The sequence below is a fragment of the Paenibacillus sp. JNUCC32 genome, from assembly GCF_014863545.1.
Lineage (GTDB): Bacteria > Bacillota > Bacilli > Paenibacillales > Paenibacillaceae > Paenibacillus_AQ > Paenibacillus_AQ lautus_A.
Map to the genome: position 1 here is coordinate 3811166 of NZ_CP062260.1, position 25490 is coordinate 3836655.

The window sequence follows — 25490 nt, forward strand, 5'->3', positions numbered from 1 at the left end:
CTCCTCTCCAGCCTTGAAAATATAGTTGTACGTACAAGTCGGCAAGCAAGGGTCCGAAATATCGGACCTTAAACTCCCTATTCTCTATCGTTTGTCCACCGATTCTCTCTCCACAAGCTCCGGTTGATAAACCGTATCCTCAAATACGGTATGATGCTCGATCATGCTGATCAACTGCCTGGCCGCCATGATCCCCATCTCCGTCTTCGGGTGGGTCATCGTCGTCAGCTTCACGCCGGAAGCAACGGCTAGGGTGGAATCATCGAAACCGACCATGGACACGTCCTGCGGAATGTGCAGCCCGCATTCCCCGGCCGCCTCCGCCAAAGACACGGCCAGCTCGTCGTTATAACATACGAATCCCGTCGGCCGCTGCCCGATCGGCTGCTTCAGCAATTGGACGGCCTGTTCATAAGGGAAACGGCCCTTCTGTTCCGTTGTATACGTAACCACCCGCTCCGGCAAAACGGGAATGCCCGCCTCCCGATGCGCCCGCAAGAAGCCCTTCAGCCGGTTTACGCCCTGAAGGTCGTCCCGCTTGAAGAATCCGGCAATCGCCGAATGGCCGTTCTCGATCAAATGCCGCGTAGCCTTGTAACCGCCAAGCTCATCGTCCAGCTTAAGGCAAGGGCATTCCAGTTCCCGATACTTCTCGTTGATCATCAGAAACGGAATCCCCTTCTCCTGCAGGGACAGGAAATATGTCAGATTCGGATTGCCCTCCGCGCTCTTGGTCGGCTCGATAATCAGCCCGCTCAGCGGCTGGCTGGTCATGAGCTGAAGGCTCTCCATCTCCTTCTCCTTGTTGTTGTCGGTGCTGGAGAGCAGCAGGCGGTATCCCTTGCTGCGCAGCTCCGCCTCCGCTCCCCTGACGATATGCGGGAAAATATAATCCGAGATGTACGTCGTCATGATGCCGATCGTCTTGACCTGCTCGCTTTCCCGCCGCTCCGGATTGCGGGCAAAGGTTCCTTTGCCTTGAATCCGTTCGAGCCAGCCTTCCTGCTCCAGCTCGCCGAAGGTTTGGCGGACCGTCTGGCGGCTTACGCCGAACTGGTCCGCGATTTCATGCTCCGAAGGAACCTGTTTGCCTGCTTGAAGCCGGCCGGATTCAAACCACGAGAGCAGTTCGTTTTTTAATACAATATATTTGGGTATCCGTCTATTATTCATCATTCACCTCTAGCCTCACGCACTCATTATATTAGGATCCCCTGCAATCCTAAGCTATCTCGCTATTGTAACACAGGCTAGGCGAATGCCGACAGAACCAGTTACCGCAGACGGTATGCGGCTTCGCTCCAGCGGAGCTCGTTCTTGAAGCGCGGTATCGTTGTATCCTTGTCGATAATGACCGCTTCAATGCCGGCCATCTCCGCCCAATCGCTTAAGTGTTCGGCCGTCATGGCATAAGAGAGAACGGTATGATGCGCGCCGCCGGCCAAAATCCACGCTTCCGCAGATTCGCGAAGGGATGGCTGCGGCTTCCACAGCACGCGGGCTACCGGCAGCTTCGGCATCGGCTGCTCCACCTTGACGCCGTCCACCACATTCACCAGCAGTCTGAAGCGGTGCCCGAGATCAATCAGGGAAGCATTGACGGCAGGGCCGTCTTGGCCGTTAAACACGAGTCGTGCCGGATCCCCCTTGCCTCCAATCCCGAGCGGATGAACCTCAAGCGTGGGTTTATCCAGCGCGATGGTCGGGCATACCTCCAGCATGTGCGATCCGAGAATCATATGATTTCCCGGCTCGAAATGATAGGTGTAGTCCTCCATGAAGGAAGTGCTTTTATTGTCTGCAAGCACCTTCAACACGCGTGTCAGGGCCGCTGTTTTCCAATCGCCTTCCCCGCCGAAACCGTAACCGGACTCCATCAAGCGCTGAACGGCGAGTCCCGGGAGCTGTTTCATTCCGTGCAGATCCTCGAAGGTCGTCGTGAATGCGCCGAAGCCGCCTTCCTCGAGGAAACGGCGAAGCGCAATCTCGATCCGGGCTTGGTACGCGATCGAATCGCGCACGGGACCGACGCTAAGCCCTTCCTTGGTAATCGAATACGACTCCGCGTATTCGTTCAGGAGCGCCTTGACCTCTTCATCGCCGACTTCGTTCATGGACTGCACAAGGTCGCCGATGCCGTAACCGTTCACGGACCAGCCAAGCTTGATTTGCGCCTCCACTTTGTCCCCTTCGGTTACCGCTACCTGACGCATATTGTCGCCGAAGCGGGCTACCTTCAGCCTGCGGCTTTCGGCATAGGCCGCGGCAGTCCGCATCCAGCCGGCAATGCTGCCGCGAACCTCCCCGTCTTCCCAGTGGCCCACGACGACCTTGCGTGCGATGCCCAGACGAGCACCGATATGGCCATACTCGCGGTCGCCGTGAGCGGACTGGTTCAGGTTCATAAAGTCCATATCAATCGTTTCCCAAGGAATGTCCCGGTTGAATTGGGTATGGAAATGAAGGAGCGGCTTCTGCAACTGGGATAGGCCCGCGATCCACATTTTGGCCGGGGAGAACGTGTGCATCCACGTCATGATGCCTGCGCAGGACTCATCGTTGTTAGCCTCAAGAATCAGGTTGTATATTTCATCGGGTGTCGTTACGATCGGCTTGAATACAATGGGGTACGTAAATACAGGATCTTTGTCAAACTCCGTTGCCACGATGCGGGAGTGCTCGGCGACCTGCTCCAGCGTTTCGGGACCATACAAGTGCTGGCTTCCGGTGACAAACCAAAAAGAATGCGGTTTCAAATTCATGATTATAACGCCTCCTGTACGAATGATTGCTCACTAACTTGTACATACCTTTATATATAAATAAATGATCATTAAAAACATGTACGTACAAGTTGAATCACTCACATTCTACCCCCGCATCTCCAAAATAGCAAGATCAAAATAAAAAAAAGAGCTGCCCCTATAGGTAACAACGAACCCATAGAGACAACCTCTATCATTCAAATCTCATTGACGGTCTACCTCCAAATGCGAGCCAGCTTTCATGAAAACTCTTTAGACCGTCAAATAATGCTCGAACTGCTCTATATCGATGGCATCCTGCACCCCTTCGGCTACGATCGTCCCTTTATCCATGACATAGATATAATCGGCCACGCTTCGGACGAATTCGATGCTCTGCTCCACCAGAATGACCGACGTTTCTCCTTTGGCTTTGATCCCGCGGATGACGTCTTGAATTTCCTCCACGATGGAAGGCTGGATTCCTTCGGTCGGCTCGTCGAGCAGCAGCACCTTGGGCCGGGAGGCAAGCGCCCTTGCGAAAGCAAGCTGCTGCTGCTGTCCTCCGCTTAGATCACCGCCTTGGCGGTGATACATTTGCGGCAGTACCGGAAACAAGGCTAACACATCCTCCGGGAATGCCTTCGTACGAGGCACGCATGGCTCAAGGCCGAGCAGGAGATTCTCTTTTACAGTGAGTTGAGGGAAAATCTCGCGCCCTTGCGGGACATACCCGATCCCGCCTCTTGCTCTCTTTACGGAATCCCAGCCGGTAACCTCTTGCTCGCCAAGGCTCATCCGCCCCTGTCGGATTTTCAATTGCCCGGTTATCGTTCGCATCAGCGTGGTTTTCCCGACTCCGTTACGCCCAACCAGGCATACGATCCTTGCGGGGTCCACGACCATGGACACGCCGCGCAGGACAGCACTCTCCCCATAACCCGATTCAATGCCCTGCAGCTTGAGCATTCGCCTCCCTCCTTTTTCCAAGGTAAACCTCGGCCACCAGCGGATCGCGCTGAATCTCCTGCATGGACCCTTCCTTCAGCAGTTTCCCTTCATGCATGACGGTAACCTTGGCGGCAAAAGAACGTACAAACTCCATATCGTGCTCGACCACAACGACAGAGCATTCCTTAGCAATGCCTTGAAGGAGCTCGCCGGTCTTCATCGTTTCCTCGTCCGTCATTCCCGCTACCGGTTCATCCAGCAGCAGAAGCCGCGGCTTCTGAAGCAGCAGCATGCCGATCTCCAGCCACTGCTTCTCTCCATGCGACAGGGAACCTGCCCGAACATGAAGCCGATCGGGAAGTCCGATCAATTCCAGAACCTTCTTCATCTCGAACGTAGTGCATCGATTTCTCCTGACCTTCAGCGCCCGGAGCACGCTTCGGTCCGAATCGACGGTCAGCTCCAGGTTTTCCTTGACGCTCAGGTTGGGGAATATCGACGGTGCCTGGAATTTCCGGCCCACGCCGAGACCCGCGATTTCATAGTCCCGCTTCCTCGTAATCTCAAGTCCGTCTCCGAGCAGCACCCGCCCCGCCCCAGGCTTAGTCTTTCCGCAGATCACATCCAGCATCGTGGTCTTCCCTGCCCCGTTCGGGCCGATCAGAAAATGCAGCTCATGCTGGCGAAGCGCCAGATTCATGCCGTTCACCGCTACAAACCCGCCAAAGGCCACCGTTATATTTTCCGCGGACAGCACGGTGGGCGACATGCCGATGCCCCTGACCTCCCCATGTGCGGCTACCGAAACATCAGCTCTCTTTGCGTACGGCTGCATGGACAGTCCCTCCTCTTTTGGATAATGACGAAGCCGCCTTGCTCCACAACCCGGTCAATCCTTTCGGCATCAAGACCACAACAATGACAAACAAAGCGCCCAATACCAGCAGCCACCCTTCGGGATAAGCTTCGCTGATCCCGGTCTTGGCCGCGTTCAGCAGCACGGCGCCGATTATGGCGCCGATCAGCGTTCCCCTGCCGCCAAGCGCGACCCAGAGCACCATTTCAATAGACGGGACGATGCCCATCATGGACGGCGAAATAATGCCGACCTGAAGGACAAACAGCATGCCTGCTAGCCCGGCCAGCCCCCCCGATACGGCAAACGCAAAGGTTTTGTAGCGGGAAGGATCAAATCCCAGAAACCGTACCCGGTTCTCCCCATCCCTCGACGCTTCCAGCACCTGGCCCACGCGGCTGTTCACAATTCTTCTGCATAGAATATAGGCTCCTGCCAAAGCGGCCAGCGTAATAAAATACAATCCTATTTTCGTGGAGGGCGCATTCAGGTTAAATCCCAAAATGGAGCTGTAGCCCGTAAGCCCGTTCGTGCCCCCCGTCCACTCCTGCTTGCCGACAAACAGCGTAACCACGATCATGACCAGGGCCTGCGTCAGGATCGTAAAATACACGCCGACGATCCGGTTGCGGAACGTAAAGAATCCGAGTATCAACGCCAGCAGGGCCGGCAGCAGCATCCCGAGTATCAAGGCCGCCGGGAACGATCGGAAAGGCTCCCAGAACCAGGGCAGGGACGCCACCCCGCTCCATCCCATAAAATCAGGCAGGGCCGAGCCGCTGGCATCCAGCTTCAGGTACATGGCCATGGCATAAGCGCCCAGCCCGAAGAACACGCCATGTCCAAGGCTCAGAATGCCGCCGTATCCCCAGATCAGGTCAAGCCCGACCGCCAGGATCGCCAAAGCCAAAAATTTCGTTAGCAATCCGAGGCGAAAAGGCGTCGTGAACAAGGGGGCCAAACACATCAGGAGCAGCACCGCGCTCCATAGAATCCGTTTCGATCGGCCGCCGGGGTTTCCTGTCAACCATTTCAGCACCATGCATTCCCCTCCTCTCTAATCCAAACTGCGCGTTCGCAGCGCGACGAGCCCGCGGGGCTTCCACTGCAGGAAAGCCACGATGCAGGCGAATACCAGCACTTTGCCGATGGAAGCCGAAGTATAGGTCTCAAACAGCGTGTTGAACACGCCGATGCCCAGCGCTCCGACAACCGTGCCGACCAGCTTTCCGACCCCGCCCAGCACCACCACCATGAAAGCATCGACGATATAGTAGGTCCCGATCGATGGTCCGATCGGGCCGAGCAGCGTCAAGGCGCAGCCGGCAATACCGGCGATGCCCGAGCCGATCGCAAACGTCAGTCCGTCCACGCGCCGGGTCGAAATGCCGAGACAACCGGCCATGCTTCGGTTCTGCATCACCGCCCGCATTCTACGGCCTTGAACCGTTCTGTAAATATAGAGATACATCGCCGTCAGGACGACGGCCACGAGCAATACAATGAACAGCCGCTTGTAAGGAAGGATGATGCTTGAGGTGATCGCAAGCCCGCCGTTCAGCCAGGAAGGGCTGGTTACGGCCACGTTCGGTGCACCGAAGATGAACCTTGCGATCTGCTGCAGCATCATCCCGACGCCCCATGTGGCGAGCAGACTATCCAGCGGTCTGCCGTACAGATGGCGGATAAGCACCATTTCAAGCAGCCAGCCGACCGCGGCGGCAACCACGAAAGATACCAGCAATGCGGCGATGAAATAGGTATCGAACCAGGATTTCGGCATATAGGCGGAGAACAAGCCTTGAGTAACATACGTGGAATACGCGCCGATCATAATCAGCTCGCCATGAGCCATATTAATGACATTCATTAAGCCGAACGTTACCGCCAAGCCGAGCGCGATCAATAATAATATCGAGCTGACGCTCAGTCCGTTAAACACCTGCAGGATCGTCATATCCATCCGGGGTGAACCTCCTTTCACGAAAGGCCCGCAGGCCTTTCGTGCATGAGATGAAGTTTTATTCGCCGCTCAAACCTTTTGCCCAATCGTATGTTTTCAGATAGGGGTCCGGTTTGACGGGTTCGCCCGAGTTCCAGAGCTCCTTGAACTGTCCGTCAGCCTGCACCTCGCCGATGCGCACCGTTTTATGAATATGCTGATTGTCGCCATCGATGGTCACTTTGCCTTCGGGGGCGGCGAACTCAATGCCTTTGGCCGCTTCCTTCACCTTATTCACGTCCGTGGTTCCCGCCTTCTCTACCGCCGCCTTCCACAAGTACACCGCGGTATAACCAGCCTCGATCGGGTCGGCCGTGACCCGGTCAGCGCCGTATTTCGCTTTGTATTTATCAACAAAAGCTTTGTTTTCCGGAGTATCCGTGGACTGATAGTAGTTCCAGGCTGCCAGATGGCCCTCTAGGATATCGGCGCCGATGCCGCGGATTTCCTCCTCCGCTACGCTTACGGACAGCGTGGTCATATCCTTGGAGGTAATGCCCGCATCCTTCAGCTGCTTGAAGAAGGCTACATTACTATCGCCGTTCAGCGTGTTATAGACGATATCGGGTTTCGCCTCTTTGATCTTGGCTATAATCGTGCTGAAATCGGTGTGGCCCAGCGGCGTGTATTCCTCTCCGGCCAGCTCGCCGCCCTCGGCCGTCAGCTGGGCCTTAATGATCTTGTTGGCCGTTCTTGGGAACACATAATCGGAGCCGAGCAGGAACATTTTTTTGCCGCGGTTCTCGAGAAGCCAGGACACCGAAGGCACGATTTGCTGATTGGTTGTTGCGCCCGTATAGAAAATGTTAGGGGAGGATTCCAGCCCTTCATATTGAACCGGATAAAACAAAAGACCGTGGTTTTGTTCGAAAACAGGGAGCATGGCTTTCCGGCTGGCGGAGGTCCAGCCTCCGAACACGGCGGCAACCTTATCCTGCTGCAGCAATTTGCCCGCCTTCTCCGCGAAGGTCGGCCAATCCGAGGCACCGTCTTCGATCACGGGTTCGATTTGCTTGCCGAGCACGCCGCCCGCCGCATTGATCTCTTCGATCGCAAGCATCTCGGCATCCTTAACGGATACCTCGCTGATCGCCATCGTTCCGCTGAGCGAGTGAAGAATGCCGACCTTGATCGAGTCGCCTGCGGCTTCTACCGGCGGGCTCCCGTTACCCGCTCCGGCGGTTGGAGCGGTTTCCTTTTCCGTCACGCAGCCTGACATTAAAATGGCGCATAATACAAACGAGGCCCATCCTTTAACGATTACGCTTTGTTTTTTCATTGGCTCCCCACTCCCTTTTTCCGTTTCCGAACATTCCGTCTATAACCTCTCTACTCTGTTCGTTATTCCACATTATAGTTGCCTTATATTTCCTGTGTCAATAATTCTTACATAATTTTATTTCATTTTTTCATTTTTAGTAAAATTGTCGTGTTAATCCCCTATTTTGTGTTATATAAAATAACATTCAGTTTGTGATTATATAATGATAGAATGAATTTTCTTTATGATGTGTTATTTTTATTGACGTAAAATAAAAAACAGCCCTTGATTTCTCAAGAGACTGCCGTCGTTCATTATTTATCTGGTCATGTTCCTGTTCGAAATCGTAATCGGCACCCGGTCCGGATAATCCGTAATGATACCGTCAACGTTAATTTGAAGCACGTAAGGTATTTGCAGCATATCCCGAATGGTCCACACCATCGTTTTCATCCCCGATTTATGGATCTTTTGGACCAGACCCTTGGAGACGAGCCTCATCGATATACTCACGTAGTCCGCGTACGCCTTCATATTATCCAGCCGCTGCTTGGATAAGTCGCCCGCATTGGTGATAACTACGCCTAGCGGGATATCGGGCATCAGCTGGCGGAACCGAACCAGCGAGTCCGTATCGGCAGACTGAACGATAATCAGGTCCTTGTACCTTAATCCATCAGTCTGGGCGGCATATCTTCTCAAATCGCCAGCAACCTTTTGCTCGATGCCCGGGTACCGGGAGGGCGATTTCAATTCGATCAGCAATCCGATCCGGCCACCGAAGTGCTCAAGCACCTCCGCCAATGTCGGAATGATTTCTCCTTTGAACGACGAATCGTACCACGAACCCGCATCCAGCCGCCGCAGCTCCTCCAAGGTTAGGCCGCCCACTTCGCCTTGCCCGTCGGTGGTTCGCTCAACCGTGGAATCATGGATCACCACGACCTCTCCATCCTTGCTCAGCTGAACATCCAGCTCCAGCATATCCGCTCCCATGTCAAACGCTTTGACAAACGCAGCCATCGTATTCTCAGGCGCATAACCCGACGCCCCCCGATGGGCGATATTGACCCAGGACTCGTCGCGTTCATCCCCGGACCTGATCCAGGCCTCTCGTTCCCTGGCATGATGAAATGGATAATGAGGCACGTCGGCTGCCGTTTGGGAACCGGTTACTGCCAGCAGAGCAGCAAAGATAACCATCATTCTTTTCATAGGGCTTCCCATCTCCTAGTCCTGCTTTGTTCGCTTTATGACTTCCTAAGTCCGCTCATCCTTTGTCATATCTTCTCAAGCTAATTCTTCCCTTTCCTCCCCCTTTTCAGTCGGTAAAAATGGAGGAAAACGGCTTTTCAAGACTCAACAATTCGTTCATTTTGAATTTTGGCTATTGTAATATGAACGTAAATGGAGTAATTTGTACTTATATGAACATTATGAATGGATTATAAAATGACTCTTAAGGAGATGACATGCAATGGAAAGACGTTATGCCTCACATCCGAATGAAGTGAAACAATTTGACACGGAACGGCTTCGCAAGGAATTCCATATTCCCGTCCTGTTTACGCCCGACAAGCTGGAGCTGGTCCTGACGCATGAAGACCGTTTGATTATCGGGGGTGCCGCACCCGTACGGGAGCAGGTCAAGCTGGATACCGACCTTAAAGAGCTGGGCGTTTCCTCTTTCCTTGAGCGCCGTGAGCTTGGCATCATCAATATCGGCGGACACGGTACCGTCCTGGTTGACGGGACGGAGCATGAGCTGAACAACAAAGAATGCCTGTACGTTGGCATGGGGACCGAAGAGGTCATTTTCCAAAGCACCGATCCGGCCAATCCTGCCAAATTCTATTTGAATTCGGCCCCGGCCCACCAATCGTTTCCGACGGCCAAAGCCACCCTTGAAGAAGCCGATTCCAGCGCTTTGGGCGACATCAAAAATTCCAATGATCGCGTGATCTATCGCTTCATTCATCAAAAAGGCATTCAGAGTGCCCAGCTTGTCATGGGCATGACCCTGCTGAAGGAAGGGAACATGTGGAACACGATGCCTGCCCATACGCATCCAAGACGCATGGAGGCGTATCTGTATTTTGACTTGCCGGAGGATGCGGTCGCCATCCATCTGATGGGTGAACCGAGCGAAACGCGCCACATCGTCATGCGCAACGAACAGGCCGTGATTTCGCCGAGCTGGTCGATCCACAGCGGAGTAGGCACAAGCAACTATACCTTTATCTGGGGCATGGCCGGGGACAACAAACGTTATGATGATATGGACCCCGTGTCCATGAAGGATTTAAAATAGAGGGGAATATCCATTAACCCACGGAAGAGTTGAGAACCATATGAACCCGTTACGACGTTATGAAAAAATAATGGAGTACCTTCTAACCCATAAAGAAGTGACCGTCGCCGATTTGAGCCAGCAGCTTCAGGTAACCGGAAAAACCATACGCGAGGATTTGACCAAGCTCGAGGAGCAGGGTCTGATCGTCCGCGTGCACGGCGGAGCCGTGCTGGCGCACAGCGACCAATTCGGCATCCTGCCCTCAAAAGAACCGCTGGCCAAGCACCCGGATGAGAAGACCGAAATCGCGCAGAAGGCACTGAAGCATATCAACACGGACGACATCATTGCCCTTGACGGCGGCAGCACCACGCTGGAGATCGCCCGCAGGCTGGAGGATATGCCGTTAACAATCATTACGAACGATGTCTATATCATCAGCGAGCTGGCGACCAAGAATCATATCCGGCTGGTCGTTCCGGGGGGCTACCGGGTGCGGAACATGCTCGCAGGCCCGGAAGGCGTAGCGTACGTAACGCAGCTGAACATTCAAAAAGCCTTCGTATCTGCCACGGGCGTCCATCTTGACCATGGGTTGTCCATCTATACCGGGGATTTGATTCCGTTCAAACGGGCCTTAATCGAAACCTCGGCGGAAGTTTATGCCGTCGTCGATCATCATAAATTCGGTCAGACGGCCTTGCGGACTTTTTCATCCTTGCAGGAGATCAGCGGCATCATGACCGATGCGGGACTGTCTCCCGAGACGGTAAAGCAATACGAGGGAGCCGGCGTTACCCTGCTGTAACCGCCCGCTTGAGACTCTTACCTCTATAACGAACGGCCTAGTTTCGTACTGCATCCATTTAGCGAACATATGAGAGGGGATTAACGGAGCATGAACAGGTTTGATTTATCAGGCAAAACGGCGATCGTCACCGGCTCGGCCCGCGGACTGGGGCAAGGCATCGCCATAGCGCTGGCCGAGGCCGGCGCGGATATCGTTGCCGTGTCCATGAATACAAGCGCCGAAACGATTGAAGCCATCAAGGGATTCGGCAGAAAAGCCTCCGAGATTCGGGTCGATTTAAGCGACCAAAGCAAACTTCAGCAGACCTTTGATCAAGCGCTGGAGCTGACCGGGCATGTGGACATTCTGGTAAACAATGCCGGCATTATCCGCCGGACCCCGGCCAAGGATCACGGCGTGCAGGATTGGCTTGACGTGATCGACTTGAATTTGAACACCGTCTTTTTGCTGTCCCAACTGGCCGGGAGACATATGATCGAACGCGGCAGCGGCAAGATCATTAACATTTGCTCCATGCTGTCCTACCAAGGCGGAATCAATGTGCCCGGTTACACGGCGAGCAAGCATGGCGTTGCCGGCTTAACCAAGGCTTTGGCCAACGAATGGGCAGCCAGCGGCATCCAGGTGAACGGCATTGCTCCCGGTTACATCGAAACCGATAACACGGCGGCCATCCGTCAGGACGAGGATCGCCGCACGTCCATTACGGACCGCATTCCGGCCGGACGCTGGGGCAAGCCCGAGGATATCGGAGGCCCTGCCGTGTTCCTCGCTTCCGCCGCTTCGGATTACATGAACGGGCATGTGTTATGCGTGGACGGCGGATGGATGGCCCGTTAACCAAGAAACGGCGTTATCTTTAAGCCTTGCCGTAGTGAGCTCCAACCGATTCTAGCGATAAGAGGCCTTGCGCTTTCTGCTGCTGCCGCAGCCGGAGGAGGCAAGGCCTCTTTTTGTTCGTTTACTCTTACGTTGAATTAGTACACTTTATTATGGCCGGGCACTGACATTTCGCGAATATACGAACCATCCTTTGGGACATGCTAACTTTACGAAATGGGCCTCGAAGGACCGTGAATAAAGAAAGGATGGTTTTTGGAGTCATGCGCGGAACAAAATCGATACGTTATGTCAGTCTTGCCTGCTTGCTTTCTCTTTTCGGTTCCATTGTGCTTAGCGGCTGTACGGTGAACAGCAACGACCGGGTCCCGTCCCCGAACATGGGCGTTAATCCATACCGGGTGAACACCGGCTTCCTGCTTCGGAATGCCGTGGAACGTGGAACCCTGCGAATCGCCACGGAACGGGATTATCCCCCTTTCAGTTACCATGGTACAGGCGGAATACTTACGGGATTCGATGTGGAAATCGCTGAAGAGGTTGCCCGTCATATGGAGCTAAAGGCCGAATTCGTTGAGACCGGGTGGGAGAATCTGCTGCCTGGGCTGACGGAAGGCAAATACGACGCCGTCTTCAACCAGATCGAAGACCGGCCGGACCGGCGGGCGCTCTATGATTTTTCCGTCGCTTATTTATCCTCTACCCCCGTCCTCCTGGTTCATTCCTCGGGCGAAGCTCAGATCCGTACCTTTTCGGATATCAAGGGCAAGCGCGTCGGCCTGAACCCAACCGGAATCTATAAGGATATGGCCAAGCGGTACGGAGCGGAAGCGGTCCCGATTAAATATATATCCGACGCCGCAAACAAGCTCGCAAATGGAGACCTGGATGCCGTCATTTCGGACCAGCTATCCGTCACCAACCTAAAGCAGCAGTTCCCGGATATACCGGTCGCTGCCGCCGAATCCGCCGATCAAGTATCCGAGATTTCCGCAGCCTTCGTCAAAGGGAATCCGGATCTCGTGGCGGCCGTGGATAATGCCCTGGCTACCATGCAGCAGGACGGAACGTATTTGACCATATGGAACAAATACTTCGGGGACGCTCCGATAAGTTACAAAGGCATTCATGACCGCAAGGTTAAATAAAGCCATTCCCTTGCGCCAAAAAAGGCGCTTGCCCTGCTGGATACCAGCAAAGCAAGCGCCTTTTTATCATGCTTATTATGATTCTTCGGTTGTGGCCTCTTCCGCATTCGCTTCCTCAGCGTCCGCTTCACTCTCGGTCTCTGCCGCCTCCACCGCGCGAGGCACGATGACCGTGGCGAGAATTTCCTCTTCCGAAGCGTGTAATGTGATACCCTCCGGCACCTTAAGATCAGCTACCGTGAGCTTGTCCCCAATCTCCAGGGCGGATACGTCCGCTTCCAGGGTAGTAGGCAGATCGCCCGGCAAACCCTCCACTTCGATTTCCGTGACCTGGGTTTGCAGGATGCCCCCGGACTTCGTTCCGGCAGCAGTGCCCTGATAATCCACCGGGATGCTGACACGCACCGGCTTGTTCATGGAGATGCGCAGGAAGTCCACATGGGATACGTTGCCGCGTCTCTTCTGAATATCCTTAATCAACACCGGCACTTTGCCAGAGCCCGGAATATCTAGCTGAAACACCTCGGAACGCCCGGTGTGGAACAGCTTCGCCGTATCCTTGAAATCAACAGCTACGGGGATGCTTTCCTCGCCCGCACCGTATACAACACCGGGAAGTCCGCCGCTTTCGCGAAGCTCTCGGCGAGAAGCCCGGGTAAATTCATCACGCACATTGGCTTTCAGTTGAACTGTGTTTCCTTTTGACATGAGTGACATCCTCCTTTATCGAAAACAAAGTCTATCTCATTATTACCCTATTTACCTGCTAACTAATCATGGAATTTCGATGTTTTAAATGACAATGCAGCGGGTAATAAAGAGTACCCCTTTTGAAAATATGTAAATAGGAGCCCTTTTCACCATGGAAAGGGCTCCTTGTTATTTCATCCTATTCTAACTGGCGATATCCCGCTGCTTTTTAGTGTCGCTGTCTTCGCTTTGACCGCTTCGCAGCGTTATCCGAACCTCTGCTTCATCCGGCGGAATATCGATAAACCAATCGTTCTCGCCTTCCCGGTCCTCCCATTCATTCAGCCTGACGATACAGCCGATCCGATCGGTTCCGGAAGCCGCGTAGAAGACCGCCCGTGCCCTGCCGCTGTCCGTGCGGGAGAATGGAATGCTGCCATCCTGCACGCCCGTTCCCCATACCCATACGTTCCATCCCTCGTATGCTTGGTCGCGTCTTTCATATTCGATCTCAACGGCCGTCAGCCCCTGTTTCATATGGGCCAGATCCTCATATAACACCATCAGCGACAGACCTGGAATGACTGCCTTCCCTTGATCCAGCGTCTGGATCGTATCTATCCCCGCCTGACGATCATTCACCACGATGTTCCAGCGGTAAGGGGTAGGCGGCAGATCCACCGGCATTTCATGTTCATTGCCGTTAACGATGACGACGATTTGGCCCCAGCTGCCTTGTTCGGCTGGCTTCGTAAGGCGGTAAGCAATGATCCGATCGCTGCTTCGCAGCACTTCCATATGGCCTTCGATCTCTTCTCTTGATGCCATCCGGAACGCCGGATGGGCTTTTCGCAGGGCGATAAGACCTCTGTAATAATCGAACACCGGTTTGAAGCGTCGCTTATTGGACCAGCGAATGGCATTGATGGCGTCCCCGCTGCGGTAGCTGTTATGATCGCCGTATTTCGTGCGTAGCAGCTCATCGCCCGCATGCAGCAGCGGAATCCCCTGGGAGAGCAGCACGATGCCGTTAGCCAGCAAGCTCCGGCGCACGGCCGCAGCCGACATCACATCTTCATCGGGTATGCCGGAATAGGGTGTGGACGCAGCGGTTGCCTGCCATACATCTCCTTCGTTAACCAGCTTCCCATCCGTCAAACGGAGAAGCCCTGCCCGCTCTTCCATGCCTTGCGCCACTAAAATTTTGTCCCACAGATTCAAATTGTCGTGCACGGTGACATAATTCACCGTTTCCTCCGGGTGGAGCGCAAAATCATGGATCGAGCCCATCATTCCTTCAACGACGGCCCCTTCGTACCATGGCTCGCCCGTAGCAAACCCTCGGCCGCGCCCGTCATTGTCCCCCTTGATGGCATGCCGGAAATGATCATTAAATACGGCGAAGCCTTGGCCCTTCTGGCTTCCCTTGACGGTTTGCTCCGTTAACGGGCTCATTCCTCCCGTCCATGGCTCACCATAGAACAAGAGAGAACGGTCGACCTCTCGGCGCAGCTCGCTTACGATCTCTTTCATCGTCGTTGTATCGATCAGAGCCATCAGATCGAACCGAAATCCGTCGATATGATATTCCTGGGCCCAGTATTTTAACGAATCCTTGATGTATTTGCGCACCATCGGCTTCTCCGTGGCCAGCTCGTTCCCTACGCCCGAACCGTTCGATAGATTCCCGTATCCGTCCTTGCGATAGAAGTACCCCGGCGCCAATCGTTCGAACGGGCCGTCGTCCACCGTATACGTATGGTTATAAACCACATCCATGACGACGCGTATTCCCCTTGCATGAAGGGCCATAACCATCTCCTTCAGCTCCCGGATGCGCACAATCGGATCCATGGGATCTGTTGCATACGAACCTTCAGGCACATTGTAATTCTGCGGATCGTAGCCCCAATTATACTCGCGGCTTAAACGCCCGCTTGCATATCCGTCCAGCTCATTGACCGTCCGGAAATCAAATACCGGCAGCAGATGCACATGGGTCACGCCCAATTCCTCAAGATGATCCAGACCAAGGGCGTTTCCTTCGGAGTCTCGCAGACCGCCCTCCGTAAATGCCTTGTATTTTCCTCTATATTTCATTCCCGAATCCGTGTGGATCGAGAAATCGCGTACATGCAGCTCATAGAGCACCGAATCCGTAGGCTTTAGCAGGTTCGGTCTAACATCCTGCTCCCACCCCGGCGGATTGCTCTTCGCCAGGTCGACCACCGCGCCGCGGCAGCCATTCGCGGACACAGCGGTTGCATAAGGGTCAACGGCATAACAGACGCCTCCCTCCGCAGACTCGATTCGGTACATATAATAAGTTCCATGGAGATCACGGTTTACCTGAGCCGACCATACGCCTTCCTCATTCCGGACCATCGCATACAGCGTACCGCCCTCGTGATCCGTCACAAGACCCTGCTCGTTATACTCTCCCGGACCCTCATATAAAGCCAGCTTTACATTAACCGCATCCGGAGCCCATACCTGAAAGGCCGTTCCCTCTCTTCGGTAGGTCGCTCCCAGCTTAACGCTTGTGCAGCTCTTGATCATGTCCATACTCATCGTCACCGTCACTTATAGTAGATTTACTTCCTAGTATGGGCGCCTGAATCATAAGACAGACCTCTAGCACATGAATTTAGAACGCTTTCATATATCATGGTATGCCAAAAGCCCTGAATTGGTTTGGGTTCCAAGCCAATTCACTATATATTTAGGCTATTATACTAGCAAATATGCCCGGTGTCTTTCTTTTGACAAAAAAAACATCTGTCCGCTATGGACAGATGTTGTCAATGTGATGCTATCGTGGAAAAAGATTGGTAGAGTCCCCAGAAACAAACGTAATACGACTGCAGGGATCGATCAAGTTGTACGTTGTCTTCCTTCTTACTCGGCTGCAGCCTCAATGGATTCCACCAGAGCCACTACTTCCTCTGCGGTACCCATTTCAAGCGCTTTGGCTGCAAGTGCCTGCATATCGCTGCGGGACAGCTTCCCGATCTGGCTGCGAGCCGGCAGAATGGAGGTCGCGCTCATGCTGAACTCATCCAGCCCCAGACCGAGCAGAATCGGAATAGCAGTCGCGTCGCCGGCCATTTCGCCGCACATGCCTACCCAGCGGCCTTCGCGATGGGCGGCATCGATGACCATTTTAACCAGTCGCAGAATCGCCGGATTGTATGGCTGGTACAGATACGCCACCCGTTCATTCATGCGGTCGGCGGCCATCGTGTATTGAATCAGGTCATTGGTTCCGATGCTGAAGAAATCCACCTCTTTGGCAAATTGATCGGCAAGCACGGCGGTAGATGGAATCTCCACCATGATGCCCAGCTGGATTTCTTCGGAAACCGAAATGCCTTCGCTTATAAGCTTAGCCTTCTCTTCCTCCAGAAGCGCTTTGGCTTCGCGGAACTCGCCCAGTGTCGCTATCATGGGAAACATGATACGCAGGTTGCCGTGGACGCTTGCACGCAGCAGCGCCCGAAGCTGTGTTCTGAAAATATCCTGGCGGTCCAGGCACAATCTGACGGCACGGAATCCGAGGAACGGATTCATTTCCTTGGGAAGATCCAGATACGGCAGCTCCTTATCCCCGCCGATATCAAGCGTGCGAACAACAACCGGCTTGCCTTCCATTTTCTCCAGAACCGATTTGTAAGCGACATACTGGATCTCTTCGGAAGGAAGTTTGTCTCTGCCCATGTACAGGAATTCCGTACGGTACAATCCTACGGCTTCTCCGCCGTTCTCCAGCACGCCGGCCACATCATTCGGCGTCCCGATGTTGGCAGCCAGCTCCACATGGATTCCGTCCTTGGAAACCGTCGGTTCGGAGCGCAGCTTCTTCCACTCCTCCACCTGCTTGGCATAGGCGTCTTGCTTCGCACGGTATTGTTCTACGATGGCTTCCGTAGGATTAACGATGACATCCCCTTCCAATCCGTCAACGATGATCATATCCCCGTTTTTGACCGCAGAGAGCACGTTCTTCGTCCCGACGACAGCCGGAATTTCAAGGGAACGGGCCATGATGGCGGAGTGCGAGGTACGTCCGCCGATATTCGTCGTGAAGCCCTTAACGTAGTTCCGGTTCAACTGCGCCGTATCCGACGGAGTCAAATCCTCTGCAACCACGATCACTTCTTCGCTGATCTCCGAAGGGCTGACATAATTCAAGCCGAGCAGATGCTTCAGGATGCGTTTGGTGACGTCGCGCATATCCGCTGCTCGCTCCTGCAAGTAGGCGCTCTTCATGTTCTCGAACATTTGAATGAACTGGGTTGCCGTTTCGTTCAGCGCATATTCCGCGTTAACCGATTCGGAAGCGATTTTCGCCTTGACCGGTTCAATCAATTCGGGATCATTCAGGATGAGAAGGTGAGATTCGAAAATCTCAGCCTTCTTCTCCCCGAGTTCCTGAAGCGTGCGGGCTTTGATCGCTTCCAGCTCAGCCTGTGACTGGGCCAGCGCCGCATCCAGCTTCGCGAGCTCCGCATCCGTGTCCGTCACTTGCTTCTCCGTGACGGAATAATCGGGATGCTCCAGCGTAAAAGCACGTGCTATCGCAATACCTGCGGAAGCCGCGATACCTTTCAAATTATTCATGAAGCTCGCCTAGCCCTTCGTTCACCATCACTTCTTGCAATGCTGTCAGCGCCTCGCTTTCATTGCCGCCTTCCGTGATCAGTGTCAATGTGTCGCCTTGCTCCAATCCGAGGGACAGAACGCCGAGAATCGACTTCAGCGTTACTTTTTTGCCGTTAGCTTCGGCAAAAGAGTTGGTATCCTGGAATTTGTTAGCCGTATTCACCAATGCGGTTGCCGGGCGTGCGTGAATTCCATCTTCGTCAATAATTCTGAATGTTTGTTGCATGTTCATCATCCTACTTTCGTATATTTTAATTTTTAGAATCCTGGAAACCATCGCGAGGTTAAGGTTTCAATAGGGTAATGATCCCTTCCTCGCCGCTTTTTACTTCACCGGTCTTGTTCAGCTTCACGGAAGCTCCCTCCGGCAGATTCGAGAAGATAATAGGAGAAATGATCGATTTGGCATTCTCCTTCACATAATCCAGATCCACTTGCATGATCGGTTGACCGGTGGAGACCAGGTCCCCCTCTTGCACCAGGACTTCAAATCCTTGCCCTTTCAGCTTAACGGTATTGACGCCGATATGAACAAGCACTTCCTTGCCGCCATCCGACATAATGCCGACGGCATGCTTGCTGGGGAACACATTGAACACGGTGCCGTTAACGGGAGACACAATCGTTCCGTTATGAGGCACGATCGCAAATCCGTCCCCTGTCATCCGTTCGGCAAACACGGGGTCAGGCACATGGGAAATATCCATAAGCTCTCCATCGGCCGGGGATACGATTTCCTCCTTAACGAGCGTTTCCCCGTCCCGTCCGGCCTGCTGTTCCTCTTGAGCCGTCGGCATCGTCTCCAAGGCCTCTGCTTGAGGCGCAGTGGTCGGCGTGATTCCCGACATGATGTCTTGAATCTGCGATTTGATCGTATCGGAACGGGTTCCGAATATCGCCTGGATATTATTCCCCACCTCCAGCACGCCTGACGCACCCAGCTGCTTCAGCCTTGCCTTATCGACATGTCCCTTGTCTTTTACCTCTACGCGAAGACGAGTGATGCATGCATCCAGATGCGCGATGTTAGGCTGGCCGCCCAGTGCAGTCAGGATATTAGACGGCAGATCATTTTTACTGCCAGCGACCGCTGCTCCAGAGCCTGATTCCGGCTCTGTCGTCGAAGCTTCCTCGCGCCCCGGCGTCCTCAGATTGAATTTCCGAATGACAAACCGGAAGCCGAAGTAATAGATTACAGCCATAATAGCACCCACGATGAGAACATTCCACCATGGCGTCCGGTTCGGAATGACACCGAAGATCATGTAGTCGATCAGGCCGCCGGAGAAGGTCATGCCGATTTTGGTGCCCAAAATATGCATGGTCATGAAGGACAGGCCGGCAAACAGCGCATGCACGGCGAACAGGATCGGTGCGACGAACAGGAACGAGAACTCAAGCGGTTCCGTGATCCCGGTCAAGAAGGAAGTCAGCGCCGCAGACCCCATGATGCCGGCCACGAACTTTTTGTTCTCCGGTCTTGCCTCATGATAGATGGCAAGCGCTGCCGCAGGGAGACCGAACATCATGAACGGATACTTACCCGTCATGAATGTGCCTGCCGTAAACTCGACGCCGTCCCGAAGCTGGGCCATGAATATGTTCTGGTCCCCTCGAACCAATTGTCCTGCCTGGTTCAGGTATTCCCCGAATTCAAACCAGAACGGGGAATAGAAAATGTGGTGCAGTCCGAACGGAATCAATCCGCGTTCCACGACGCCGAACACAAAAGCGGACAGCGTCAGGTTTTGTTCCAGCATGAAATGCGACGCCGTGTTAAGCGCCGACTGGATAGGCGGCCATATAAACACCATCAACAGACCAAGCAAAACGGACGTTGCGGCCGTCATAATCGGAACAAAACGTTTTCCTGCAAAAAAGCCCAGATAGGACGGAAGCTCGATTTTGAAAAACCGTCGGTACATGCTGGCTGCCAATATACCGACGATGATTCCGCCGAATACCCCGGTAGCCAACGTCGGAATGCCAAGCACGCTGGCATATTCGTAATTCGTGCCGACCATGGCCGGCGTCACGCCGATCACGCTGCCCATGGTGACGTTCATGACAAGGTAACCGATGATCGCGGCCAGTCCCGCAACGCCCTCACCTCCGGCTAAACCGACCGCAACCCCCACTGCAAACAGCAAGGATAGGTTCGTGAATACGATTTGTCCCGCATTCATCATGACCGTGGCAGCCGCTTGAACCCAGGCCGCATCCAGCCAAGGTGCGTATTGCAGGAAATCGGGGTTGACCAGCATATTTCCAAGACCGAGCAATAGTCCGGCCGCCGGCAATATGGCCACTGGCAGCATCAGAGCTTTACCGACCCTTTGCAGTACGCCAAAAAGCCGCTTAAACATGAAAATTCTCACCCTCTGTCTCTAGTTGTTATCACAAGCTGTAGGTAGATCATCATAAAGCCATCAAATCAAAAAAGGCATGAGCAACCACAGGTAAATGGATGACTAATCTCATGGATTAGATTACCCAAAAATGGGTAATAACAACCAAATTCCTGCAATACTCATGCCTGATCGAATCAGTTACACGTTGGATTTGAAGTTTTATGGTTCATAACTGTTCGTATTGTAACACCGTTCATTTATCGTTGCAACCACATGGTAAGGGACTTAATAAAATCTTCACATTTGCCCGCCCTGCTCTTTACGCTGGACCAACCGTTCCAGATGTATGGTCAAATAACCGGCCTCAGCGGGATAGACGGGTTTCTTCAGCCGCTGCTCCATCATTTTGGTCAGCTTCCATGCCAGGGAATAGGTCTCGGGATATTCACGCTTCAAAAGGCCGTCAAGCGAACTCGTCTCGTTCACCGCTTCTCCCCGCCGAACCCGTTCCAAGGCAAACCGGAGGTGCGTCAGCAATCGGGAATAATCCAGCGTATCCTTCGGGATGGCGTACTCCAGCTGCTGCTCGACGGTATGTACCAAGTCCGCGATCAGCTCCGAATGCTTGCGGACCTCGGAGATATGCTGGTTCGTAAGGGCACCGTGAAAATGAAGGGCAATGAATCCGATTTCTTCTTGGCCCAAGTCAACCCCGAGCTTCTCCCGAATGGTACGGACGGCATATTCGGCCATCTCGTACTCTTCAGGGTACATCTCTTTGGTTTCGTATAAAAAAGGATTGTGGATATAAAGACCTTGGGCATGGCGTTTAATGGCAAATGCGATATGATCCGTCAAGGCAATGTGGATATGCTCATTCAGAGGAGCATCGCTGGACTTGGCGGCATTCAGAATAATATCATTCATCGCCTCAATCAGCTTCTCGTCGATATGAGGCACCAGCTGCTTATACTGCTCCTGCTCCTCCGGTTTGGTCAAAATGAACATCTTCTCGGCAGCGGCGGCAGGGATACGGTCTTTATTCTTCCGGTTAAAGCCGATGCCCTTGCCGATAACAACAACCTCGCCATGTTGAGGATGCTTCGCTATGATTACATTATTGTTCAACACTTTAGCCACTTGTAAGCTGCTCACGTTCGCACCTCTTTTTGATTCATACGCGTATACTCGGATATCTTATCAGAAATATAAGAGCGCGGCAAAATCATTTGTGGTTGCCAAAGTCTTCAAGGTGCCGTACCGCTGCCTGCCACCATGTATTCCGGCCCCTGCTTGCGGCTTGATCTACTCTTCCTTAGCGGCACTTGTCTCTACAGGGACCGGTACAAGTTCCTGCTCGATGGACACCGGCTTTTGAGCCGTGGCGGATTTTTTCGTTGTTAATCCCTTAATGAGATCCTCCACGTCAATCCCGGACACACTCTTCAGCATCTCAGGCGCCGTGGACATCAGCTCGGTCACATAATTGCTCACGCGAGCCGCTCCTTCGCCTTTACCCGTATCGACAACGGTCAGCTTGTCGATGGACGAGATCGGCTGAGCAATCTTGCCGGCAAGCTCAGGCAGCATTTTCACGATGATATCGAGCACAGCAGCCTCGCCGAACTTCTGGAACGCTTCCGCCAGCTTCTCTTTGGCATCGGCTTCGGCAATACCGCGCAGGCGGATGACTTCGGCTTCGGCCGTACCTTTTGCGCGCTCGGCATCCGCAACCGCCATACCGTCTAGGCGCTTCTGCTCGGCAGACGCTTTGGCCTGCGTTTCGATGGAGTATTGCACAGCATCCGCTTCGCGCATCTTCCGGGCCTTATCCGCTTCGGCAGCCTGCTCAACGGCATAGCGATCCGCTTCGGCTTTTTTCTTCACGTCCGCGTCATACTGCTTCTCGCGAACCATGATTTCTTTCTCCTGCAGGTCGATTTCGCGTTCCTTGCGAACGAGCTCAACCTTCATCTGCTCCTCAACCACCGTTTGTCTGGCTCGGGCTTCCTGAATATGATAAGCTTGGTCCGCTTCGGCCTTCGCCGTATCCTGCTCCTTCTTAAAGGACGCGACCTTCAGCTCCCGTTCCTTCTCGGCTTCCGCGATATTGGTATCGCGTACGACCTCGGCCTTCTGTCCTTCTTCTTCGGCGCGCGCCTTCTGAATCCGCGCATCCCGCATCGCTTCGGCTTCGGCAATCTCCGCATCCCGCTTGACCGTAGCGATCCGCGGTTTACCAAGCGCTTCCAGATATCCGTGTTTATCGCGAACGTCCTTAATGGTAAAGGAAACGATCTGCAGACCCATCTTCTTCAGGTCTCTTGCTGCGACCCCCTGAACTTCCTGCGCGAACTTGTCGCGGTTACGATATACTTCCTCTACTGTCATGGAACCGAGAATGGCACGAAGATGGCCTTCCAGCACCTCCTGGGCTTCACCCTTCAGCGCTTCAATGGGCTTGCCCATGAATTGCTCGGCTGCGGTCGCCACATCTTCGATCGAGCTTCCCACTTTAATGATGGCCACCCCGTCCGCCATAACCGGCACGCCTTGCTCCGTGTACACTTCAGGCGTCATGACATCCAGTTTATGAGATAAGAGCGATACGAATTCGGAGCGCTGAAACACGGGGAGTATAAAAGCGCCGCCGCCGCGAACGATTTTGATTTTGCGGCCGGATTCGTCCTCCGACAAATTTTTGCTTCCCAAAAAAGAACCGGTGACAATCATCGCTTCATCCGGGCTCACCGTTTTGTAGCGGGCCCAGAACGCAAGTCCTAACACGACAATGACGCCTACAACAATCGACGGAATTACTAAGTACTCTGGCATTGAATCAATCCTCTCCTTTTCGTTCTTCCAGTTCGGACACCCTCAGGACGCCATCAACAATGTCGACAACCACCACGCGGACACCTGCCGGAAGCGTTTGACGATCAAAGCTTGAGGCAATGTGCATCGTGTTGCCTGCCCCGACCTTGACCATCACTTCCCCGAATCCTTCAGCAGGTAGCGGCACCGTGACTACGCCGATCCTGCCCGCAAGCTCCTTGATGGAAAAGCCCGTCGAGTTCTCGCTGTTCTCCATCGGTTTCACGTACCCGAAGTAGACGAGAATCGAAATGACGATGGCCGCCAAGACAGATAGCGTTACATGGGCACCTGCCGCCAATTCCGTGTATTTCGTCAGCATGATTCCGGTCCCGCCGAATACGGTGATTCCCCCGGCGATCACAACCGGATTGAAAAAATCCACTGACAAAAAGTCCAACAATCCGTCAAGCGCCGAGCTAAGTATGTCGCCTAGCACCACGGTTACGATGGCGAAGATCACGCCCCCGATCAGACAGCCCCAATATAACGCTTCCATGTTGATTGCCCCCTCTGGAATTCCTTACTGTGTATAACAAGTAATACGGCAAAATGTTTGCTAAAGTTTCAATTATTTGCCTCAAACGTATGAAAATCTCTTCATATCTATATTCGACGCCCCAGCAAAAAAGCCTGCACGGCTTGAACCGGCAGGCTTTAAAACCATTTTTATTCCTTGTCAGCTAACGACAGGACAACCCCTATAACGACATCCGATAGATTTCAACGACGTCCTCGCGCTGCAGCTTGCGGAAGTTGCCAAAAGGACCGAAGCGCATCGCTTTATCGGCCATGGACCCGATCTCGCGGTCGTCGATATCGTAATCTCCCAGCGTGCTCGGCGCACCGATGGAAGTCCAGAAGCGGCGGAGCGCCTCGATTCCTTCCAGTCCGGCCGCTTCATCGCTTTTCCCGGCAGCATCAACACCGAATACATTCACGGCAAGCGACTTGAAGCGCTGAGGATCCGCGTTCAGATTATATTTCATCCAGTTCGGGAACAGGATTGCCAGGCCGCCGCCGTGCGGAATGTCGTATACGGCAGACACCGCGTGCTCGATGTTATGGGTTCCCCAGTCGCCGGCCATTCCCATGTTGATCATGCCGTTCAGCGCCATCGTACCGCAGTACATGATCGTCTCGCGGTGCTCATAGTTCTCCAGGTCCTCAACCAGCTTCGGCGCCGTATCGATAACGGTTCGAAGAATCGTTTCGCAGAAACCGTCCTGCACCGGCGTATTGGTATCCTGATGGAAGTAGTGCTCCAGTACGTGGGACATGATATCCACGATGCCGTACACCGTTTGATCCCGGGGAAGGGAGAAGGTATGCACAGGGTCCAGGATCGAAAAGGCGGGATAAGCATGCGGGCTGCCCCAGCCCATCTTCTCTTGGGTCACTTCATTGGTGATGACGGAGCCGCCGTTCATCTCCGATCCCGTTGCGGCCATCGTAAGCACCGTTCCAAGCGGCAGACCCGCTTGCGGTACGGCTTTGCGCTCTACGAAATCCCACATATCTCCGTCATACTTGGCTCCTACGGCAATCGCTTTGGAGCAGTCGAGGACGCTTCCGCCGCCTACGGCCAAAATGAGGTCAATGTGATGTTCCCGGCACAACTCCACTCCTTTATGTACCGTTGACAGGCGCGGGTTCGGTTCCACCCCGGCAAGCTCCGTCACCACCGCATTCGCTTCTTTCAGCAAGGCGATGACCTGATCGTAAAGGCCGCTGCGCTTGATGCTGCCGCCGCCGTACACCAGCAAAACGTTCCGGCCGTATTTGGCCACTTCACCGCTTAAAGCACTCAGCTTGCCCTTGCCAAAAATCAACTGAGTCGGATTATGAAAGACAAAAGGTCTCATGTCACATTACCTCCATCGCATCTGGTTTGCATCTAATTCATTCATGCGTGCTTTTTCATTCTATACCATTCCCATTAAGCAAAACAAACAGCCGTCCTTCTTTCGGAAGATCGGCTGTTTGAATGATGATCCTAGTTATCGT

Annotated in this window: 21 protein-coding genes; 4 read left to right on the forward strand and 17 right to left on the reverse strand. The window is 53.7% G+C overall.

Annotation, left to right across the window (positions count from 1 at the left end; all coding sequences use genetic code 11):
• Positions 1-84: 84 nt before the first annotated feature.
• The 8 genes from JNUCC32_RS17160 to JNUCC32_RS17195 form a co-directional block, all read right to left on the reverse strand.
• Complete coding sequence (locus tag JNUCC32_RS17160) at positions 85-1173, reverse strand: GntR family transcriptional regulator (RefSeq protein ID WP_192572687.1); 1089 nt, start codon at positions 1171-1173, stop codon at positions 85-87.
• A 101-nt stretch (positions 1174-1274) separates the two neighbouring features.
• A complete protein-coding gene (gene araA, locus JNUCC32_RS17165) occupies positions 1275-2762 on the reverse strand; it encodes an L-arabinose isomerase (RefSeq protein ID WP_192569284.1) in 1488 nt (495 codons plus the stop codon).
• 255 nt (positions 2763-3017) lie between these two features.
• Complete coding sequence (gene urtE / locus JNUCC32_RS17170; protein ID WP_096772970.1) at positions 3018-3713, reverse strand: urea ABC transporter ATP-binding subunit UrtE; 696 nt, start codon at positions 3711-3713, stop codon at positions 3018-3020.
• A complete protein-coding gene (urtD, locus tag JNUCC32_RS17175; RefSeq protein WP_096772969.1) occupies positions 3691-4530 on the reverse strand; it encodes an urea ABC transporter ATP-binding protein UrtD in 840 nt (279 codons plus the stop codon). Before urtD ends, urtE begins: the two co-directional genes overlap by 23 nt.
• A complete protein-coding gene (gene urtC, locus JNUCC32_RS17180; protein WP_015734092.1) occupies positions 4505-5593 on the reverse strand; it encodes an urea ABC transporter permease subunit UrtC in 1089 nt (362 codons plus the stop codon). Before urtC ends, urtD begins: the two co-directional genes overlap by 26 nt.
• A gap of 15 nt (positions 5594-5608) precedes the next feature.
• Positions 5609-6514: an urea ABC transporter permease subunit UrtB gene (urtB, locus tag JNUCC32_RS17185; protein WP_192569285.1), complete on the reverse strand. Its 906-nt coding sequence runs from the start codon at positions 6512-6514 to the stop codon at positions 5609-5611.
• Positions 6515-6572: 58 nt separating this feature from the next.
• On the reverse strand, positions 6573-7832 hold the full coding sequence (urtA, locus tag JNUCC32_RS17190; protein ID WP_192569286.1) for an urea ABC transporter substrate-binding protein: 1260 nt from the start codon (positions 7830-7832) through the stop codon (positions 6573-6575).
• A 300-nt stretch (positions 7833-8132) separates the two neighbouring features.
• Complete coding sequence (locus JNUCC32_RS17195; protein WP_228468772.1) at positions 8133-9029, reverse strand: glycerophosphodiester phosphodiesterase; 897 nt, start codon at positions 9027-9029, stop codon at positions 8133-8135.
• Between the two features lie 262 nt (positions 9030-9291).
• Here JNUCC32_RS17195 and kduI point away from each other — a divergent pair, with 262 nt between their 5' ends.
• From kduI to JNUCC32_RS17215, 4 genes are all read left to right on the forward strand, one after another.
• Positions 9292-10125, forward strand: coding sequence for a 5-dehydro-4-deoxy-D-glucuronate isomerase (gene kduI / locus JNUCC32_RS17200; protein WP_009591835.1), 834 nt, complete (start codon positions 9292-9294; stop codon positions 10123-10125).
• A 40-nt stretch (positions 10126-10165) separates the two neighbouring features.
• A complete protein-coding gene (locus JNUCC32_RS17205) occupies positions 10166-10915 on the forward strand; it encodes a DeoR/GlpR family DNA-binding transcription regulator (RefSeq protein ID WP_192569288.1) in 750 nt (249 codons plus the stop codon).
• Positions 10916-11005: 90 nt separating this feature from the next.
• Complete coding sequence (gene kduD / locus JNUCC32_RS17210; RefSeq protein WP_009591832.1) at positions 11006-11758, forward strand: 2-dehydro-3-deoxy-D-gluconate 5-dehydrogenase KduD; 753 nt, start codon at positions 11006-11008, stop codon at positions 11756-11758.
• 263 nt (positions 11759-12021) lie between these two features.
• A complete protein-coding gene (locus JNUCC32_RS17215) occupies positions 12022-12906 on the forward strand; it encodes a transporter substrate-binding domain-containing protein (RefSeq protein ID WP_192569289.1) in 885 nt (294 codons plus the stop codon).
• Between the two features lie 75 nt (positions 12907-12981).
• Here JNUCC32_RS17215 and JNUCC32_RS17220 read toward each other — a convergent pair whose 3' ends face one another.
• The 9 genes from JNUCC32_RS17220 to JNUCC32_RS17260 all read right to left on the reverse strand — a co-directional run bounded on the left by JNUCC32_RS17220 (position 12982) and on the right by JNUCC32_RS17260 (position 25348).
• Positions 12982-13614: a 50S ribosomal protein L25 gene (locus JNUCC32_RS17220; RefSeq protein WP_015734086.1), complete on the reverse strand. Its 633-nt coding sequence runs from the start codon at positions 13612-13614 to the stop codon at positions 12982-12984.
• Between the two features lie 186 nt (positions 13615-13800).
• Positions 13801-16161, reverse strand: a complete 2361-nt coding sequence (gene pulA, locus JNUCC32_RS17225) for a type I pullulanase (protein WP_430623469.1) — start codon at positions 16159-16161, stop codon at positions 13801-13803.
• Positions 16162-16494: 333 nt separating this feature from the next.
• Complete coding sequence (gene ptsP / locus JNUCC32_RS17230; RefSeq protein ID WP_096772963.1) at positions 16495-18216, reverse strand: phosphoenolpyruvate--protein phosphotransferase; 1722 nt, start codon at positions 18214-18216, stop codon at positions 16495-16497.
• Positions 18209-18484 carry an HPr family phosphocarrier protein gene (locus JNUCC32_RS17235; RefSeq protein ID WP_009591829.1) on the reverse strand — a complete coding sequence of 92 codons (276 nt, stop codon included), beginning with the start codon at positions 18482-18484 and terminating at the stop codon, positions 18209-18211. The genes ptsP and JNUCC32_RS17235 overlap by 8 nt, the downstream gene beginning before the upstream one ends.
• Before the next feature lie 58 nt (positions 18485-18542).
• Positions 18543-20624, reverse strand: coding sequence for a glucose-specific PTS transporter subunit IIBC (gene ptsG / locus JNUCC32_RS17240; RefSeq protein ID WP_096772962.1), 2082 nt, complete (start codon positions 20622-20624; stop codon positions 18543-18545).
• 282 nt (positions 20625-20906) lie between these two features.
• Positions 20907-21764, reverse strand: coding sequence for a glucose PTS transporter transcription antiterminator GlcT (gene glcT / locus JNUCC32_RS17245; RefSeq protein ID WP_096772961.1), 858 nt, complete (start codon positions 21762-21764; stop codon positions 20907-20909).
• 150 nt (positions 21765-21914) lie between these two features.
• Positions 21915-23444, reverse strand: coding sequence for a flotillin lipid rafts scaffold protein FloT (locus JNUCC32_RS17250; protein ID WP_009591831.1), 1530 nt, complete (start codon positions 23442-23444; stop codon positions 21915-21917).
• 4 nt (positions 23445-23448) lie between these two features.
• Positions 23449-23982 carry an NfeD family membrane protein gene (locus tag JNUCC32_RS17255; RefSeq protein ID WP_015734081.1) on the reverse strand — a complete coding sequence of 178 codons (534 nt, stop codon included), beginning with the start codon at positions 23980-23982 and terminating at the stop codon, positions 23449-23451.
• 202 nt (positions 23983-24184) lie between these two features.
• Complete coding sequence (locus JNUCC32_RS17260) at positions 24185-25348, reverse strand: iron-containing alcohol dehydrogenase (protein ID WP_096772960.1); 1164 nt, start codon at positions 25346-25348, stop codon at positions 24185-24187.
• Between the last annotated feature and the right edge of the window lie 142 nt (positions 25349-25490).

Excerpts from the sequence above, each read along its gene's own strand:
- JNUCC32_RS17160 (WP_192572687.1), bottom strand. The coding sequence starts at position 1,173 with ATGAATAATAGACGGATACCCAAATATATTGTATTAAAAAACGAACTG.
- araA (WP_192569284.1), bottom strand. The coding sequence starts at position 2,762 with ATGAATTTGAAACCGCATTCTTTTTGGTTTGTCACCGGAAGCCAGCAC.
- urtE (WP_096772970.1), bottom strand. The coding sequence starts at position 3,713 with ATGCTCAAGCTGCAGGGCATTGAATCGGGTTATGGGGAGAGTGCTGTC.
- urtD (WP_096772969.1), bottom strand. The coding sequence starts at position 4,530 with ATGCAGCCGTACGCAAAGAGAGCTGATGTTTCGGTAGCCGCACATGGG.
- urtC (WP_015734092.1), bottom strand. The coding sequence starts at position 5,593 with ATGGTGCTGAAATGGTTGACAGGAAACCCCGGCGGCCGATCGAAACGG.
- urtB (WP_192569285.1), bottom strand. The coding sequence starts at position 6,514 with ATGGATATGACGATCCTGCAGGTGTTTAACGGACTGAGCGTCAGCTCG.
- urtA (WP_192569286.1), bottom strand. The coding sequence starts at position 7,832 with ATGAAAAAACAAAGCGTAATCGTTAAAGGATGGGCCTCGTTTGTATTA.
- JNUCC32_RS17195 (WP_228468772.1), bottom strand. The coding sequence starts at position 9,029 with ATGAAAAGAATGATGGTTATCTTTGCTGCTCTGCTGGCAGTAACCGGT.
- kduI (WP_009591835.1), top strand. The coding sequence starts at position 9,292 with ATGGAAAGACGTTATGCCTCACATCCGAATGAAGTGAAACAATTTGAC.
- JNUCC32_RS17205 (WP_192569288.1), top strand. The coding sequence starts at position 10,166 with ATGAACCCGTTACGACGTTATGAAAAAATAATGGAGTACCTTCTAACC.
- kduD (WP_009591832.1), top strand. The coding sequence starts at position 11,006 with ATGAACAGGTTTGATTTATCAGGCAAAACGGCGATCGTCACCGGCTCG.
- JNUCC32_RS17215 (WP_192569289.1), top strand. The coding sequence starts at position 12,022 with ATGCGCGGAACAAAATCGATACGTTATGTCAGTCTTGCCTGCTTGCTT.
- JNUCC32_RS17220 (WP_015734086.1), bottom strand. The coding sequence starts at position 13,614 with ATGTCAAAAGGAAACACAGTTCAACTGAAAGCCAATGTGCGTGATGAA.
- pulA (WP_430623469.1), bottom strand. The coding sequence starts at position 16,161 with ATGGACATGATCAAGAGCTGCACAAGCGTTAAGCTGGGAGCGACCTAC.
- ptsP (WP_096772963.1), bottom strand. The coding sequence starts at position 18,216 with ATGAATAATTTGAAAGGTATCGCGGCTTCCGCAGGTATTGCGATAGCA.
- JNUCC32_RS17235 (WP_009591829.1), bottom strand. The coding sequence starts at position 18,484 with ATGCAACAAACATTCAGAATTATTGACGAAGATGGAATTCACGCACGC.
- ptsG (WP_096772962.1), bottom strand. The coding sequence starts at position 20,624 with ATGTTTAAGCGGCTTTTTGGCGTACTGCAAAGGGTCGGTAAAGCTCTG.
- JNUCC32_RS17250 (WP_009591831.1), bottom strand. The coding sequence starts at position 23,444 with ATGCCAGAGTACTTAGTAATTCCGTCGATTGTTGTAGGCGTCATTGTC.
- JNUCC32_RS17255 (WP_015734081.1), bottom strand. The coding sequence starts at position 23,982 with ATGGAAGCGTTATATTGGGGCTGTCTGATCGGGGGCGTGATCTTCGCC.
- JNUCC32_RS17260 (WP_096772960.1), bottom strand. The coding sequence starts at position 25,348 with ATGAGACCTTTTGTCTTTCATAATCCGACTCAGTTGATTTTTGGCAAG.